The organism is Shimia sp. R10_1 (assembly GCF_017744095.1).
GTDB lineage: Bacteria > Pseudomonadota > Alphaproteobacteria > Rhodobacterales > Rhodobacteraceae > Shimia.
Genome location: NZ_JAGHQX010000002.1, coordinates 242,015 through 258,401 on the forward strand (window position 1 = coordinate 242,015; position 16,387 = coordinate 258,401).

Genomic DNA, 16,387 nt, shown 5'->3' on the forward strand with positions numbered 1-16,387 from the left:
TAAAGGGGGCCAAGCGCCCCCTTTTCTTTTTAAGCCTCAGGCCGGGACGGCGTGTTTATCCCCTTTTGCACGGCTGGCCGGGCCAGAAAACGCTCAAGATAGGCGTTCACATTGGGCAGATCGGTCCAGCCGACCAGTTCTTTGGTCTGATAATACTCAAGCGCGTTAAGCCACGGGGCAATGGCAATATCGGCAATGGAATAGCTGCCCGTGATCCAATCACGGCCTTCGAGTTGCTTCTCCAGCACAGCAAGCAAGCGTTTGGCCTCGTTCTGATATCGTTCACGCGGGCGCGGGTCTTCGATTTCAGACCCGGCGAATTTGGTGAAGTAGCCAAGCTGCCCGAGCATTGGGCCAACACCGCCCATCTGGAACATCACCCATTGAATGGCCTCATATTTTTCTGCGGGAGTGGCGCCAATAAGCTTGCCGGATTTCTCCGCCAGATAAATCAGGATTGCACCGCTTTCAAACAGGCTAACGGTTTCACCATCTGGCCCATAGGGGTCAATGATCGCAGGGATCTTGTTGTTGGGATTGAGCGCGAGAAACTCCGGGCTTCTGACATCCGCATCGCTCAATGTGACGAGGTGGGCCTCATATGGCAGCCCGATCTCTTCGAGCATGATCGACACCTTCACCCCATTGGGGGTGGGGAAAGAATACAGCTGCAAAATGCTGGAGTCTGCGGCGGCCCAGCGTCGATTGATCGGATGGTCGGTGATGGATGTCATAGGGGGCTCCTGTTCTGAGACTAAGAGGATAAATAAGCTGAATTCAGCGTGACACCAGCGCCCAAAGCATGCGACAGCGGTACAATCTGGACATTTGGGGGATTAGGCTTGCGCAGCCCCCCGTCTTTAAAGTTAAAATTCCTGCTAAATTGACCAAATAGAGAGTGATTACATGGAAGCGATTGTGGAAGGCGCACAGGGGTTTGCGCCGTTGATTGTGTCTGCCGTGAAGGCACTGGTGGTTCTGGTCATCGGGTGGATGGTGGCTGGATCGGTCAGTCGCATGGTGCGCAACCGCGTGAACAAGACGCCTGAAATCGACCAGACATTGGGCAATTTCGCTGCGAGCATTGTGCGCTGGGTGATCCTGCTGATGGTGTTGGTTGCGATCCTCGGCATCTTCGGGATTGAGGCAACTTCGCTGGTGGCCATGCTGGGTGCGGCCACCCTCGCGATTGGTCTTGCGATGCAGGGCACATTGAGTGATCTGGCAGCCGGTTTCATGCTGATCCTCTTCCGCCCCTACAAGATCGGACAATATGTGGATGTGGGCGGCACCGCTGGCACTGTGGTGGATCTGAACCTGTTTGTCACCGAAATGGTCACACCGGACAACGTGCAGATCATCATCCCAAACGGACAGGCCTGGGGCTCGATCATCACCAACTTCTCTGCACATGACACCCGCCGCGTGGATGTGGTGTTTGGCATCGACTACGGAGATGACGCAGAAAAAGCCAAGAAGATCATCATCGACACTGCCTATGCAGATGAGCGGGTTCTGAGAGATCCGGAAGGCTGGGCGCGGGTGACCAATCTGGGGGACAGCTCGGTAGACATCACCATGCGCGTCTGGTGTAAGGCGGAGGACTACTGGGAGCTGAAGTTTGCCCTCACGCAAGCGATCAAGGAAGCCTTTGACAAAGATGGCATTTCGATCCCTTACCCACATACGGTTGAAATCAAGCGCGAGGCTTGAGCCCAAGCATCCGGTAGAAAACGAAAAAAGGCGCCTGTTTGGGCGCCTTTATTGTCCGATCTACAAATGGTTCGGTACATTCTGCCAAAGTCTGGTGCTCTACATCAGAATGATGTTGGAGAATCCGGACCCACGGCGCAGCGCGTGGACTTCTGCGAATTCGGGATCTTCAATCCAGGCCTTGGCGGCGGCGCGATCTGGGAATGTGAGAAGGACACTCACGGTTGGCGCAGCGTCCCCGCCTTCGATCACTTCGGCCTCTTTGGACACATGCAACGGCGCAGCGCCATGTTTCTTGAGCGCAAGCCCTGCCTTTTCACGATAGGCCTCAAAGCTATCCGGGTTGGTGATTGTCAGATTCACAAATGCGTAGGCAGTCATTTTCATGTCTCCATAGGGTTGGGTTACCTTCTACCTAGGGGCACTGAGTGTGTGAAGAAATGATCATTGATGCAACCTCTCTGTGCATTTATGATCACCCTATGAGCAACTGGGATGATCTAAAATTTGTTCTGGAAACCGCGCGCCAAGGGGGCACCAGCGGGGCCGCGCGCGCCCTTGGGGTCAATCACGCCACGGTTGCGCGGCGCATCTCTGCCGCCGAAACCACGCTCGGCGCACGCCTGTTTGAGCGCCTGCCCAGCGGCTATGTCCCGACGGAGGCAGGCTGGGAAGCGGTGCGTGCTGCGGAAGCCATGCAGGATGTGGAACGCGGGCTGAGTCGGCAGATTGCGGCGCGGGACACAACCATTCGCGGTGCGCTGAAAGTCACCGCACCAGAGCTTTTGATCGCGCGCGTCCTGTCCCCGATACTGGCGGATTTCATCGCGGAGCACCCCGACATTGAACTCTCGCTTGTGGCCACAAACGAAACGGTCAACCTTGCGCAGCGAGACGCAGATGTGGCCATTCGCTTTGCCAAGTCACCGCCCGAAACACTGGTGGGTGTGCGGCTTTTTGAACAGAAGGGTGCGGTATTCGCAAACCACGCCCTGCTGGCCCGTGATGCGGGCGGTGCGGCAGCGCTGGACTGGATCCGCTTTGCGCATTGGCCTGGGCCACCAGAGGCCATCAAGGCGCTGCGTCCGAATTTGCGCACGCGGCTGACTGTGGATGATATGGCCGCCGCCGTCGGGGCCGTGCGCGCTGGGATTGGCGCAACGCGCATGGCCTGTTTTCTTGGGGACAGCGACCCGGCGCTGGCGCGTGTGCCCGGATTGCCGCTCTTTTCCCAAGTTCCGCTTTGGGTGCTGACCCACAGTGATTTACGGCAGGTGCCGCGGGTCCGCGTATTCACACGGTTTGTCACCCAGCGGCTGAAAGCGCTCCAGCCGCTGTTTGAAGGGGCATGCCCTCAGGATTTCAGCGCAAGCGACGGGGAAATCACATCCAAACCCAGCGCCTTGCCCACGGCATAATAGGTCAACTTGCCCGCATGCACGTTCAGACCATTGAGCAAGTGCGGATCCTCTTCACACGCCTGCTTCCAACCTTTGTCCGCAAGATTCAGAAGGAAGGGCAATGTGGCATTGCCCAGCGCCTGAGTGGAGGTGCGTGCCACTGCGCCCGGCATGTTTGCCACACAGTAGTGCATGATTCCGTCGACCTCATAGATCGGGTCCGCATGGGTGGTGGCGCGAGATGTTTCAAAGCACCCACCCTGATCAATCGCCACGTCTACCAATGCCGCACCCGGCTTCATCTCTGAAAGCTGCGCCCGCGAAACAAGTTTTGGGGCCGCTGCGCCGGGGATCAGAACGGCACCAATCACCATGTCGGCCTCACGCACCAGCTCGGCAGTGGCACCTGCGGTGGAATACTGGTTCTTGAAACGGTCGCCAAACACATCGTCCAGATACTTCAGGCGATTGAGGGAGCGGTCCAGCACAGTGACATCTGCGCCCATGCCCGCGGCGATTTTGGCCGCATGGGTGCCCACGACACCGCCGCCAATCACCACGACTTTGGCCGGGGCCACACCGGGCACGCCGCCCATCAAGACGCCACGGCCACCGTTGGCCTTCTGCAAAGTCCATGCGCCAACCTGCGGTGCAAGTCGTCCGGCCACTTCAGACATCGGCGCGAGAAGCGGCAGACCACCATGCGCGTCGGTGACGGTTTCGTAGGCAATGGCCGTGCAGCCGCTTTCCAAAAGATCTTTGGTTTGCTCGGGATCCGGTGCCAAATGCAGATAGGTAAAGAGCAACTGGCCTTCGCGCAGCATCTTGCGCTCTACCGCCTGAGGCTCTTTCACTTTCACGATCATATCCGCTGTGGCGAAGATTTCTTCGGCGGTATCCAGCAACACCGCGCCTGCTGCGCGATAATCGTCGTCAGAGAAACCAGCACCAGTGCCAGCCCCCACCTGAATGATCACCTCGTGACCATGGGCCACGGCCTCGCGGGCGGCATCCGGCGTCATGCCGACCCGGAACTCCTGAGGTTTGATTTCGGTGGGGCATCCGATTTTCATGGGTTTCACTCCTAACTGAACCTAAGGTCAAGTTAAGATGGGCAGGCATGAATGTGCTTCATTTTTAGGCAAAATGAAAACTCGCCAATGCAAGAAACTTCGAATAATGAGGGAAACCACGCAAGGAGCTTTCACATTATGTCTCTCGACCCGACAGATCGTCGCATCCTCACAGTGCTGCAAAAGCAAGGACGCATATCCAACGCAGAGCTGTCGGAACGAGTGAACCTCTCCGCCTCTGCCTGCCACCGCCGCGTGCATCGGCTGGAAAGCGAAGGCTACATCAAGGATTATGTGGCCCTATTGGATCCGCGCAAAATGGACGTGCCCACAACCGTTTTTGTGGAAATCACCCTGTCAGGTCAAGCGGATGAGGTTCTGGATGCATTCGAAAAAGCCGTGGCGCGTATTCCTGATGTGCTGGAATGTCACCTGATGGCAGGGACGGCGGACTACATCCTAAAGGTCGTTGCAGAAAACACCGAGGACTTTGCCCGCATCCACCGGCAACACCTCGCGCGACTGCCCGGTGTGGCGCAGATGCAGAGCTCTTTTGCTCTAAGGACAGTGTTTAAAACAACCGCACTTCCGGTTTGATCCCCACATACAAAACGGGCGGCGCCGATGCACCGCCCGTCTGTTGTCTAAACCAATAGAGTGCTTACTCCGCCGCAGGCTCAAGCTTGTCCTGAGTGCGGGTGTCGAAATCTTCGGCTGCGTGACGTTCGTGCAGTTGCTTGTCCAGATCGCCCCAGCTGCGGTTGACCATCACACCGCGTTTCACGGCAGGGCGGTCGTTGATCTCTTTGGCCCAGCGCTGCACGTGTTCATAGCTTTCCACATCGAGGAACTCTGCCGCCTCATAAAGGCGCCCCAGTGCCAGCGCACCGTACCAGGACCAGATCGCGATATCGGCAATCGTGTATTCATCACCGGCGATGTACTTGTTTTCCGTCAGCTGGCGGTTCAGCACATCCAGCTGACGCTTGGTTTCCATGGCAAAGCGGTTGATCGGGTATTCCCACTTCTCCGGCGCATAGGCGTAGAAGTGACCAAAGCCACCGCCCAGATATGGCGCGCTGCCCATCTGCCAGAACAGCCAGCTGATCATTTCAGCGCGGTTTTCCTTGGGGCCAAGAAAGGCGTCAAATTTCTCGGCCAGATGCAGAAGAATGGCACCGCTTTCAAACACGCGCACTTCTTTGTCGCCACTCAGATCCATCAGCGCAGGGATTTTGGAGTTCGGATTAACATCCACAAAACCAGAGCCGAACTGATCGCCTTCGCCGATGTTGATGAGATAGGCGTCATATTCCGCGCCTTTGTGACCTGCCGCCAACAGCTCTTCGAGCATGACGGTGACTTTCACACCGTTGGGCGTCGCCAGAGAATAAAGCTGAAACGGATGCGCGCCGCGTGGCAACTCTTTGTCATGTGTCGGTCCAGCAATTGGGCGGTTGATGCTGGCAAATTTGCCGCCGCTCTCAGAATCCCAAGTCCAGACTTTCGGGGGGGTGTAGGTTTCAGTCATGCGATCGCGCCCTGTGTATAAAATTGCGTTGTCGTTAACATAAGAACTTCACCCAACTTTCAAACCGTTCGAAGTAAATTGTTTGTCATCAGATTCGGACCCAGCTCCGCCCCTCTGAAGAGACACCTATACAGCCCATCCGTTTTGGTCTATGTGCTGCGCTTCTTGCCACAAATGATGATGAGAGCGGTTCAGTTTTTGAGGGAGCCCGCCGACGCCGTCCTGCTGGCACTCCTCAGATGAAAAGTGAACATCACCGTGAAAACCGCACTTCAGGCCGCGCTTGACGCCAAAGGCTATGACAAACTCACCCAGGTTCAGGAAGCCGTTATGGCCCCGGAACTTGCGGGCAAAGACCTTCTTGTTTCCGCGCAGACCGGATCAGGCAAAACACTGGGCTTTGGCCTTGCGATCTCTTCCACTATTTTGGGCGAGGCAGACGCCTTTGAAGACGCCGCCGCACCGCTGGCGCTGGTCATTGCACCAACCCGCGAACTGGCGCTTCAGGTCAAACGCGAACTGACCTGGCTCTATGCCGAAGCCGGGGCGCGTGTGGCCTCCTGTGTCGGCGGCATGGACATGCGCGATGAACGCCGCGCACTTGCGCGCGGGGCGCATATTGTGGTGGCAACCCCCGGTCGTCTGCGCGACCACATTGACCGTGGTTCGATTGACCTGCTCGATATCCGCGCCGTGGTGCTGGATGAAGCCGATGAAATGCTGGATCTGGGCTTCCGCGAAGAACTGGAATTCATACTGGAGCAGGTCCCGGAAGAGCGCCAGACTCTGCTGTTCTCCGCCACTGTTCCCAAAATGATCGCGGAGCTGGCCAAGAACTATCAGCGTGACGCCATCCGCGTGGAGACCAAATCCGAGCAGAAGCAGCACGCGGATATCACCTATCGTGCGATGACCGTGTTGGATCGCGATGCGGAAAACGCGGTGATCAACACGCTGCGCTTTTATGAAGCGCCCAATGCGATTGTCTTTGCCAACACCCGCGCAATGGTGGCGCGCCTGACAACCCGCCTTTCCAACCGGGGCTTTCAGGTGGTGTCGCTGTCTGGGGAGCTGTCTCAGACCGAGCGTACCCACGCCCTGCAAGCGATGCGCGATGGACGTGCGCGTGTCTGTGTGGCAACCGATGTGGCTGCGCGCGGCATCGACCTGCCCAACCTCGATCTGGTGGTGCATGCCGAACTGCCCAACAACCACGAAACTCTGCTGCATCGCTCTGGCCGGACCGGACGCGCAGGCCGCAAAGGGGTCTCCGCGCTGATCGTCACCCGCAAATCCCGCAAAAAGGCAGAGCGTCTGCTGCGGTGGGCAAAGCTTGAAGCCGAATGGTCTGGCGCACCTTCTGCAGAAGAAGTCAGCACGCAGGATCAGGCGCGTATGTTTGCCGATCCAGACTGGATTGTGGAACCAACTGACTCAGAATTGTCGCTAATTGAGTCTTTGCTTGGCACATTTTCACCTGAACAAGTGGCAGCGGCATATCTGCGGCTTTACAATTCCAAACATTCCGCTCCTGAAGAAATTTCGGAAAGCGATGCAAAGCCAGCGCCGCGCAAAGATTTTGGCCCCTCGGTCTGGTTCTCCATTTCCGGTGGTCGCAAAGCCGGTGCTGAGCCGCGTCGCCTGCTGCCAATGCTGTGCAAGCTGGGCGACCTGACCAAAGACGACATTGGCGCGATCCGCATCAACCCCGAAGAAAGCTATGTGCAGGTTCTGGAGACCAGTGTGGCAGGCTTCCTCGCTGCGATTGGCCCGAACATGACGCTGGAAGAAGGCGCGAAGCTGACGCAGATGGAGAATGCTCCGGTGCTGGAGCGCAGCCCACGTGAAGGGCGAGACGGAGGTAAGAAACCTTTCGGCAAAGGCCCGCGCAAAGAGGGTGGCAAACCCCATCGCGGCAAAGGAAAGTTCGATAAACCGCGCCAAGACCGGGACGAGACCCGCCCTGAGCGCGGCGAAAAGTCTGATTTTCACAAGCCAAAACGCGATAAATTTTCTGAAAAGCCCAACAAATCTGCCGCTCCGGTAGACTGGAACGACGATCCGGCCCCGCGGCAGAAAAAGCCAAAACCTGGTGCGGCCAAGCCGGGTGCCAAGGGTGGCAAACCCAAAGCGAGTTCAAAACCCGCCTATGGTGCAGCCGCAGGCGGCAACGCGGCACCACGTTGGCGCGCAATGGCGGATGGCGCATTGAGCGATGCCAAACCGCACCGCAAGGGCGGCGACAAACCCAAAGGCCCACCGCCTCCCAAAGGCAAAGCCAACAGCAAGAAAAACAAAGCACGTCGTGCGGCGGCGGCATCTGCAGCCGCTAAAGGCAAACAGCGCGGTTAAGCCGGCATAGTCTCTGGCGTCAGCGCCTCAAGGGCGCTGCCGTCTGGCGCGGTCAATGTCAGCATCTGCGTGGCACTGGCCCGCCCCCGCAGGGTGGTTTCTTCCACCTGCGCCAATCCCAACCCCATAGGCAGTGTGATGTCATTGGCGGTTTCTGCATCCAAAATCACCGACAGCCCATGCGCCTTGCAGGCCTCTTGCAGGCGTTTGGCACGGTTGATCGTGTCACCGATGTAGACCACCTGACGCTTCTCCCACCCACATTCCCCAACGGCGACGGGCCCGCCAGCGATCCCCATGCGCAATGAAGGCGCGACGCCGTATTTGTTCATGTAGTGATCATGACGCGCCGCCACGATTTGAAAAATCTCATCAATGCACTGCAGCAGACGCATATTGCCATCCGGTCCGCGATCCAGCCAGCTCATGATGACCTCATCCCCAACATAGTTGTGGATCACGCCCTGACGCTTGGTGATCACAGGATCGATGTCCAAGAAAAACCCAGTGATCATTTCCAACGCTTTCTGATCGCCAAGCTTTTCGGTGATGGACGTTGAGCCTTTCAGATCCGCCAGCACAAAAATGCGGCGCTCCTCAGTGGGGCGTGCGTAGCGACCAAGTAAGAAGTATGTGAGCGTACGCCCGCCAATCAAACGCCGTGCCTGCAACATGAACTGAATAAAAATGCCTGTGCAGAAGGCAAACAGGAAGTCCGGGAACAAACCCTGCTGGAACCACATCACATAGGTGTCTTTATCTCGGATCAGCACAAGATGCGTCGCGGCCAGCGAAAACAGCAAAATACAGCATGTGATCAGCATCCGAAGCGCGAGCCCACGGCGAAATTTTAGACTGCGTTGCCAGCGCCCCACCGGACTGTTGCTGATCCAAACCTCAAGGCCGACGGCAATTGCGGCCACGATGACCCCGCGCACGGCCCCTCGCCACAGCGCCAGAAGGCCCAACCCCCAGCCCATCATATCTGCGAGCACATAGCTGTATACTGCGCCGACGATGGCCCCCACCGTCAGCACAAATACGAAAGATCCCAGGTTGCGAGATAACATGGCTGCCCTCAATCTTTGTGTCGGGACCGCTACTGAAATCCCGGCCTTGTCTGGCACCTAAGCATTAAATGCCATGTTATCAAAAAGACAAACCCCCATAGCCGGGCCATGGGGGTCGTCAATTCTTGTGTCCAAGCTGGAGAGGTGTGCTTAGAGCAAACCTTCACGCTGTGCTTTCTTACGTGCCAGTTTACGGGCACGGCGGATCGCTTCAGCCTTCTCGCGCGCTTTTTTCTCGGACGGCTTTTCGAAATGTTGCTTGAGCTTCATTTCGCGGAAGACGCCTTCACGCTGCAGCTTTTTCTTCAGGGCACGAAGCGCCTGATCGACGTTATTGTCACGAACACTAACCTGCATGTGGTTTTCACCACCTTTCTAAGTTTGAGTTGCAATGAAATTGCAGGAGACCGGCGTATAGCAAGTCACTTCATCTTTGTCTAGTATGGGGGCAACGCTGTATCGACAGGGAGAAAACCCATGACGGACACCCCCACAACTGACCTAAAATCCCGCCTTCTGGACGCGGCAGAGATGCATGTGCCCTTTGATGGCTGGTCTGAGGCCACTTTTACAGCAGCCATCGCAGACAGTGGTGTCGACGCGACGGTTGCGCGCGCGATCTGTCCGCGCGGCGCGGTGGACCTGGCCGTGGCGTTTCACAAGCGCGGTGATTCTCAGATGGTCGAGGCCCTGACAGATGTAGCACTGGCGGAGATGAAGATCCGAGAAAAGATCACCCATGCGGTGCGTCTGCGCCTTGAGCTGTGCCCGGATCGCGAGCTGGTGCGCCGTGGCTCTACGCTTTTTGCCCTGCCACAGCACGCCGCGACCGGCGCGCAGCTGATCTGGGGCACGGCGGATGCCATTTGGAATGCCATCGGCGACAGTTCGCGTGATCTGAATTGGTACACCAAGCGTGCAACGCTTTCTGCGGTCTATTCCGCCACCGTTCTCTACTGGCTGGGGGATGACAGCGAAGGCAACACCGCCACCTGGGCGTTTCTGGACCGGCGCATCGAGAATGTGATGCAGTTTGAAAAAACCAAAGCGCAGTTCAACAAGAGCCCGCTAGGCAAATTGATGAACGCCCCGCTTGTGGCCATGTCAAAGTTCCGCGCGCCCGATTTGCCCAAGAACATGCCGGGCAGCTGGACACCGCCATCACGTTAAGAACCAGCGCTCAAACTTTTCATTCTAACAGTATCACAGGGTGGTCGCCGCTTGCAGCGGCGAGTGCCGCGCGCTTCGCGTTGTTCAAATCCCTCACGTCACTGCCCAAAAGGCTCTGTGCGTGGCGACGCTTGCTCTGCTACAAACTTTCCAACACGCGAGACCAAAAGGGACAGATCATGACAGAGACCATGCGCGCCGTTGAAATCACCAAACCCGGCGCAGCCGACGTGCTGCAGATGGCCGATCGCCCTATTCCTGTACCCGGTGCTGGCGAAGTGCTGATCAAGATCGCCTATGCAGGTGTGAACCGCCCTGACGTTTTGCAACGTGCAGGGCTCTACAATCCGCCCGCCAATGCCTCTGACCTGCCCGGACTGGAAGCCTCGGGCACCATTGCAGCCGTAGGTCCCGGTGTGACGATCTGGTCAATCGGTGATGAGGTCTGTGCACTGTTGCCGGGGGGGGGCTACGCCGAATATGCGCTCACCCCCGCCACTCACTGCTTGCCAATTCCTGAAGGGATGGACCTCAAAGAAGCGGCCTGCCTGCCTGAAACCTTTTTCACCGTCTATTCCAACGTGTTCCAACGTGGCGCATTAAAAGCAGGCGAGCGGTTTCTGGTGCATGGCGGTTCCTCCGGCATTGGCACAACCGCAATTCAGCTGGCAAACGCCTTTGGCGCGCGCGTCTTTGCGACGGCGGGTTCGGATGAGAAATGTCAGGCCTGCCTCAATCTGGGGGCTGAACGCGCCATCAACTATCGCACTGAGGATTTTGTCGAGATCCTGCGCGCGGAAGGGGGCGCAAACCTGATCCTTGATATGGTCGGGGGCGACTACCTGCCGCGCAATGTGAAATGCCTTTCTGATGAGGGCAGGCTTGTGCAAATTGCCTTTCTTCAGGGTCCAAAGGTCGAATTGAACTTTGCGCAAGTCATGATGCGGCGTCTCACGATCACCGGCTCCACTCTGCGCCCGCAAAGCGATCTGGCAAAAGCCAAGATCGCCGAGGCGCTGCTACGAGATGTGTGGCCACTGCTGTCCTCTGGCCAAGTTGCGCCGGTGATGGACAGTGAATTTGCCTTGAGCGAGGCCACCGCCGCGCATCAACGCATGGAAAGCAGCGGTCACATCGGTAAGATTGTAATGAAAGTCGCATAAATCAAAAAAGCCGCCTCAAGAGGCGGCTTTTCTTCTGAATGTCGTGCGCGCTTAGATGGCTGCCTTGCGGCTCTCGTCCAAGTAAATCTCACGCAGACGTTTCGCGATTGGTCCCGGTGAGCCATCCCCCAGCGCGATACCGTCGATTTCCACAACCGGCATGACAAAGGCAGACGCAGAGGTGGTGAACGCCTCATCCGCCTCTTTGGCTTCCTCAATGGTGAACAGGCGCTCTTCGATCTTTAGCTGCGCTTCTGCGGCCATCCGCAGCACCGCCTTGCGGGTGATGCCGTGCAGGATGTCGTTGGACAGCGGGCGAGTCACGATCACACCATCTTTGACGAAATAGGCATTGTTGGAGGTGCCTTCAGTCACATAACCGTCTTCGATCATCCACGCATCATCTGCGCCTGCTTTCTTTGCCATCATCTTGCCCATGGAGGGGTAAAGCAGCTGCACGGTTTTGATGTCGCGACGGCCCCAGCGGATGTCCTCGATCGAGATGATCTTGGCGCCTTTCTTGGCGGCTGGGCTGTCAGCCAGACCAGGTTTGTTCTGCGTGAACAGCACGGTGGTCGGCTTTGTATCTTCGCTTGGGAAAACAAAATCACGATCCCCATCAGAGCCGCGTGTGACCTGAAGATAAATCAACCCTTCGTCGATCTCGTTCAGCTCCACCAACTTGCGATGGATCTCCAATAGCTCTTCCTTGGTGCAGGGTTCCGCCATGTCCAGCTCATCCAGAGAGCGCTTGAGACGCACCGCATGGCCTTCAAAATCAATCAGTTTGCCGCCCAGAACACTGGTCACCTCATACACCGCGTCCGCCATCAGGAATCCCCGGTCAAAGATAGAGACTGTGGCTTCGGTTTCTGGCAGGTATTCGCCGTTCACATAGACGGTGCGGGTCATGATTGGATGCTCCTTACGGGTTGTTTCAACTCCACCGCGATGCGTGTACGCCACGCCCCTTCGCAATGGAACAAAAATCTGGAAAACGAGGTCTCAATCAGCCCCAAAGCGCGACATTGGGCGGATGTACGCCTTTGTCATCAAACAACAGCGGTGTGTCGCGATCTTCGCCAAGCAACAGCGGCCCATCGAGATCAGTGACCATAGCCCCCTGCGCCAGCAAGGTCGCGGGGGCCATCGCCAGGCTAGAGCCCACCATACAGCCCACCATCACCTTATAGCCTTCAGCCACTGCCGCCTCACGCAGACGCAATGCTTCTGTCAGGCCACCGGTTTTATCAAGTTTGATGTTCACCACATCATATTTGCCTTTGAGCTTTGGCAGGCTTGTGCAGTCATGTGCACTTTCGTCGGCGCAAACCGGCACAGGGCGCTCCATGCCGATCAAGGCGTCATCTTCGCCCGCAGGCAGCGGTTGTTCCACCAAGGCAACACCAAGGCGTACAAGGTGCGGCGCCAGATCAGCATAGACCTCCGCGCTCCAACCTTCGTTGGCATCCACAATGATTGTGGACTTCGGCGCACCAGCCCGCACAGCCTCCAGCCTTGGCATGTCATCGGGGGTGCCAAGTTTGATTTTCAACAATGGGCGATGCGCATTTTTTGCCGCTTGCGCCTGCATATCGGCAGGGGCCGCCAGCGACAGCGTATAGGCGGTGATTTCTGGCCCCGGCTTTGGCAGTCCGGCCAGATCCCAAGCCCGCTTACCAGCCTGTTTGCACTCCAGATCCCAAAGCGCGCAGTCCACCGCATTGCGTGCGGCCCCTGCCGGCAACAAATCGTAGAGAGCTTCGCGATCAATCTTTGCGGGCAGGCCTTCGATCTCTTCCGTCACACTTTCCAGTGTTTCATCGTAGCGCGCATAGGGCACGCATTCGCCCCAGCCAACAACGCCGTTTTCTTCGACGCGCACAGTCAGCACTTTGGCTTCGGTGCGGGAGCCGCGCGAAATGGTGAACACCTGCGCCAGTTTGAACACATCGGGGGTGACGGTGATTTTCATGCGGTCCTCTAAGTCCTGTGACTGAAGGGCGCGATACACAGGGCGCGCCTCTTCCTCTTGCCCAAAATATCCCGGGGGTCCGGGGGCAGCGCCCCCGGCTTGGTCTAAGCCAACTTACAGTGCGGCCAGCGCATCCACCAGTTTGCCCGCACCAAAGCGGAACGGATCAGTGGCGGGCAGGCCCATTTCTGCCTCAACTTCAGCAAGATAGGCTTTGGCTTCGTCCTCTGCCATGTGCTGGGTGTTGATGGAAATGCCAACAACTTCGCACGCAGGGTTAGACACTTTGGCCAGCGGCAACGCTGTGTCGCGCAGCTGTTTCAGAGTTGGCAGATCGTAATCTGGCAGGCCACGCATGTGCGTGCGTGTGGGTTCATGTGCCAAAACCAACGCGTCTGGCTGGCCACCATGGATCAACGCCATGGTCACACCAGAATAAGACACATGGAACAGGCTGCCCTGACCTTCGATGTGATCCCAGTGATCTTCGTCGTTGTCAGGTGTGAGCCATTCCACAGAACCGGCCATGAAGTCGGCAATCACCGCATCCAATGGCACGCCGTCGCCGGTGATCAAAATGCCCGTCTGACCAGTGGCGCGGAACGAAGATTTCATGCCGCGCTTGCGCATTTCCGCATCCATGCAAAGCGCCGTGTACATCTTGCCAACGGAACAGTCGGTGCCCACCGCAAGGCAGCGCTTGCCGCTGCGTGTTTTGCCGTTGGCAATCGGATAGTCCACTTCAGGCACACGCACATCATGCAAAGTGCGGCCCGTTGCTTCGGCCACGGCCACCAGATCAGGCTCGTCACGCAGCAGATTGTGCAGACCAGATGCCAGATCAAAGCCCTCTTCCAGCGCCATCACCAGCACTTTTTTCCACTCTTGGGAAATCACGCCGCCACGGTTGGCCACGCCGATCACCAGAGTTTTGGCCCCCGCTTCGCGCGCCTCAACCAGCGTCATGTCTGTCAGGCCCATATCGGCCTTGCAGCCCTCCATGCGGAACTGCCCAACGGCATTTTCCGGGCGCCAGTCCTTGATGCCCTGCGCCACTTTGCCCGCCAGCTGGTCAGGCGCGTCACCCAAAAACAGTAGATACGGTGTCTCGATCATCGCGCGTCCTTCCCTATCGTCATCGCGTAAGTCTTGTTGACCTATAATCTGCGAATTTTGATGCAATTTCCTTGTGAAGCCTGCTCAAATCCCTTCCGACTTCGAAGATTCATTCAAGACGGGACGTCTTTTGTGAATTTTCTTCTACATCTTGATGACATCACAGCAACCTCTCCGCTGGTGCGCCGATTGCGCTGCAACGCGGCGTCGCATCGCCGCATGTGCAAAATATCCTTGCGAAAGGCGGCGCAACTTCATACCACAAACGGGACCCAGAATGTAATTTCATTACCGAGAGACCGACAGAGATGAGCTTCCGTATCCAGCCTGCCGCCCCAGCCCGCCCCAATCGTTGTCAGTTGTTTGGCCCTGCCTCCAACACAAAACTGTTCGCAAAGATGGCCGCTTCGGCAGCTGATGTGATCAATATTGATCTGGAGGATTCTGTAGCCCCCACGGACAAAGACACGGCACGCGCAAACGCGATTGACGCGATCAACACTGTAGACTGGGGCACCAAGACCATTTCTGTGCGCATCAACGGGTTGGACACACCATACTGGTACCGCGATGTAGTGGACCTGCTCGAACAAGCTGGCGAGCGCCTTGATCAGATTATGATCCCCAAAGTGGGCTGTGCCGAAGACATCTATGCTGTGGATGCGTTGGTCACGGCGATTGAGCGCGCTAAGGGGCGCACAAAGCCGATTGCTTTTGAAGTTATCATCGAATCAGCCGCGGGCATCGCCCATGTGGAAGAGATTGCAGCAGCCTCCCCACGCTTGGAAGCCATGAGCCTCGGCGCGGCAGATTTTGCCGCCTCTATGGGCATGCAAACCACGGGCATCGGCGGCACGCAGGAAAATTACTACATGCTGCGTGACGGGCAGAAACACTGGTCTGATCCGTGGCACTGGGCGCAGGCAGCGATCGTCGCGGCCTGTCGCACACATGGTGTGCTGCCAGTCGATGGACCATTTGGTGACTTCTCTGACGACGAAGGCTACATCGCGCAGGCCAAACGCTCTGCAACGCTGGGTATGGTCGGCAAATGGGCCATTCACCCCAAACAGATTGCACTGGCCAATGAGGTTTTCACCCCATCTGAAGCGGCTGTCACCGAGGCGCGCGAAATTCTCGCGGCGATGGAGCAGGCCAAAGCCAATGGTGAAGGCGCCACGGTCTACAAAGGGCGGTTGGTGGATATCGCATCGATCAAACAGGCCGAAGTGATCGTGGCACAAGCCGAACTGATCGCAGCCAGCTAAGGTCAGTCATGACCTGATCAAAAGGCCTCGCCGGTCCGGCGGGGCCTTTTGCCGCCCCTTATGCCCGCTCATCCTTGGGAGAGCCCATCACCACATAGCTGGTGATCGACACCACCTGTGGCACAGTGCCCAGCACATCTGTGTGAAACGACTTATAGGCTGCGAGATCCGCAGCCTCGACCCGCAGCAGATATTCCTTCTGCCCGGTGATATTGTGACATTCCCGCACTTCCGGTGCGTGGGACATGGCACGCTCAAACGCCTTTTGCGCATCTTTGGTGTGCTTACTCAACCCAACCGTGATGTAGGCCACAAATCCTGAGCCCAACGCGGCGCGGTCAAGCACGGCGCGGTACCCAGTGATAATGCCAGCCTTCTCCAGTGCCGCGACACGGCGCAGACACGCAGAAGGCGACAGGCCGACCTTCTCTGCCAGGGCCAGATTGCTCATCCGTCCATCGCGTGACAACTCACGCAATATATGTTCGTCAATTTGATCCAACTTAGTCATAGGTTGTGTAAATAAATTGCAGACGCACAAAAACGCAATCAAATA

At 57.3% G+C, this 16,387-nt stretch carries 17 protein-coding genes; 7 read left to right on the forward strand and 10 right to left on the reverse strand.

The annotated features are described in order from the left end of the window. Window positions 1-29: 29 nt before the first annotated feature. On the reverse strand, window positions 30-734 hold the full coding sequence (locus J7413_RS05635) for a glutathione S-transferase N-terminal domain-containing protein (protein WP_209097091.1): 705 nt from the start codon (window positions 732-734) through the stop codon (window positions 30-32). Between the two features lie 172 nt (window positions 735-906). On the opposite strand from J7413_RS05635, the gene J7413_RS05640 reads away from it, so the two are divergent. Further along, window positions 907-1,713, forward strand: a complete 807-nt coding sequence (locus J7413_RS05640) for a mechanosensitive ion channel domain-containing protein (RefSeq protein ID WP_209097092.1) — start codon at window positions 907-909, stop codon at window positions 1,711-1,713. A 99-nt stretch (window positions 1,714-1,812) separates the two neighbouring features. On the opposite strand, the gene J7413_RS05645 is transcribed toward J7413_RS05640, so the two are convergent. After that, complete coding sequence (locus J7413_RS05645; protein ID WP_209097093.1) at window positions 1,813-2,094, reverse strand: DUF1330 domain-containing protein; 282 nt, start codon at window positions 2,092-2,094, stop codon at window positions 1,813-1,815. Window positions 2,095-2,195: 101 nt separating this feature from the next. Between J7413_RS05645 and J7413_RS05650 the strand changes: the two genes are divergently transcribed. Beyond that, window positions 2,196-3,131 (forward strand): LysR family transcriptional regulator, encoded by a 936-nt coding sequence (locus J7413_RS05650; RefSeq protein WP_209097094.1) that lies wholly within the window; start codon window positions 2,196-2,198, stop codon window positions 3,129-3,131. Here J7413_RS05650 and ald read toward each other — a convergent pair. After that, window positions 3,068-4,186, reverse strand: coding sequence for an alanine dehydrogenase (ald, locus tag J7413_RS05655; RefSeq protein WP_209097095.1), 1,119 nt, complete (start codon window positions 4,184-4,186; stop codon window positions 3,068-3,070). The genes J7413_RS05650 and ald overlap by 64 nt on opposite strands. 138 nt (window positions 4,187-4,324) lie before the next feature. Between ald and J7413_RS05660 the strand changes: the two genes are divergently transcribed. Further along, window positions 4,325-4,783, forward strand: coding sequence for an Lrp/AsnC family transcriptional regulator (locus J7413_RS05660; RefSeq protein WP_209097096.1), 459 nt, complete (start codon window positions 4,325-4,327; stop codon window positions 4,781-4,783). Window positions 4,784-4,847: 64 nt separating this feature from the next. On the opposite strand, the gene yghU is transcribed toward J7413_RS05660, so the two are convergent. After that, a complete protein-coding gene (gene yghU, locus J7413_RS05665) occupies window positions 4,848-5,717 on the reverse strand; it encodes a glutathione-dependent disulfide-bond oxidoreductase (protein ID WP_209097097.1) in 870 nt (289 codons plus the stop codon). Between the two features lie 258 nt (window positions 5,718-5,975). Between yghU and J7413_RS05670 the strand changes: the two genes are divergently transcribed. After that, entirely contained in the window at window positions 5,976-8,069 is a 2,094-nt protein-coding gene (locus J7413_RS05670; protein WP_209097098.1) for a DEAD/DEAH box helicase, read from the forward strand. On the opposite strand, the gene J7413_RS05675 is transcribed toward J7413_RS05670, so the two are convergent. Together J7413_RS05675 and rpsU are read right to left on the reverse strand one after the other, a co-directional pair. Next, a complete protein-coding gene (locus J7413_RS05675) occupies window positions 8,066-9,139 on the reverse strand; it encodes an adenylate/guanylate cyclase domain-containing protein (RefSeq protein ID WP_209097099.1) in 1,074 nt (357 codons plus the stop codon). The genes J7413_RS05670 and J7413_RS05675 overlap by 4 nt on opposite strands. Window positions 9,140-9,289: 150 nt before the next feature. Next, window positions 9,290-9,496 (reverse strand): 30S ribosomal protein S21, encoded by a 207-nt coding sequence (gene rpsU / locus J7413_RS05680; protein ID WP_005614280.1) that lies wholly within the window; start codon window positions 9,494-9,496, stop codon window positions 9,290-9,292. A 120-nt stretch (window positions 9,497-9,616) separates the two neighbouring features. Here rpsU and J7413_RS05685 point away from each other — a divergent pair, with 120 nt between their 5' ends. Next, complete coding sequence (locus J7413_RS05685) at window positions 9,617-10,309, forward strand: COQ9 family protein (RefSeq protein WP_209097100.1); 693 nt, start codon at window positions 9,617-9,619, stop codon at window positions 10,307-10,309. A 179-nt stretch (window positions 10,310-10,488) separates the two neighbouring features. Then, window positions 10,489-11,472: an NAD(P)H-quinone oxidoreductase gene (locus J7413_RS05690; protein ID WP_209097101.1), complete on the forward strand. Its 984-nt coding sequence runs from the start codon at window positions 10,489-10,491 to the stop codon at window positions 11,470-11,472. Between the two features lie 51 nt (window positions 11,473-11,523). Here the strand turns inward: J7413_RS05690 and J7413_RS05695 are convergent, their stop codons facing one another. From J7413_RS05695 to dgcN, 3 genes are all read right to left on the reverse strand, one after another. Further along, the gene (locus tag J7413_RS05695) at window positions 11,524-12,384 is read right to left on the reverse strand and encodes a D-amino-acid transaminase (protein WP_209097102.1); all 861 of its coding nucleotides are present in this window, start codon (window positions 12,382-12,384) and stop codon (window positions 11,524-11,526) included. 97 nt (window positions 12,385-12,481) lie between these two features. Beyond that, complete coding sequence (gene dgcA, locus J7413_RS05700; protein WP_209097103.1) at window positions 12,482-13,447, reverse strand: N-acetyl-D-Glu racemase DgcA; 966 nt, start codon at window positions 13,445-13,447, stop codon at window positions 12,482-12,484. Window positions 13,448-13,561: 114 nt separating this feature from the next. Next, on the reverse strand, window positions 13,562-14,563 hold the full coding sequence (dgcN, locus tag J7413_RS05705) for an N-acetyltransferase DgcN (RefSeq protein WP_209097104.1): 1,002 nt from the start codon (window positions 14,561-14,563) through the stop codon (window positions 13,562-13,564). Window positions 14,564-14,871: 308 nt separating this feature from the next. Between dgcN and J7413_RS05710 the strand changes: the two genes are divergently transcribed. Then, a complete protein-coding gene (locus J7413_RS05710; protein ID WP_209097105.1) occupies window positions 14,872-15,831 on the forward strand; it encodes an L-malyl-CoA/beta-methylmalyl-CoA lyase in 960 nt (319 codons plus the stop codon). 58 nt (window positions 15,832-15,889) lie between these two features. Here J7413_RS05710 and J7413_RS05715 read toward each other — a convergent pair whose 3' ends face one another. Continuing rightward, entirely contained in the window at window positions 15,890-16,342 is a 453-nt protein-coding gene (locus tag J7413_RS05715) for an Lrp/AsnC family transcriptional regulator (RefSeq protein WP_209097106.1), read from the reverse strand. Between the last annotated feature and the right edge of the window lie 45 nt (window positions 16,343-16,387).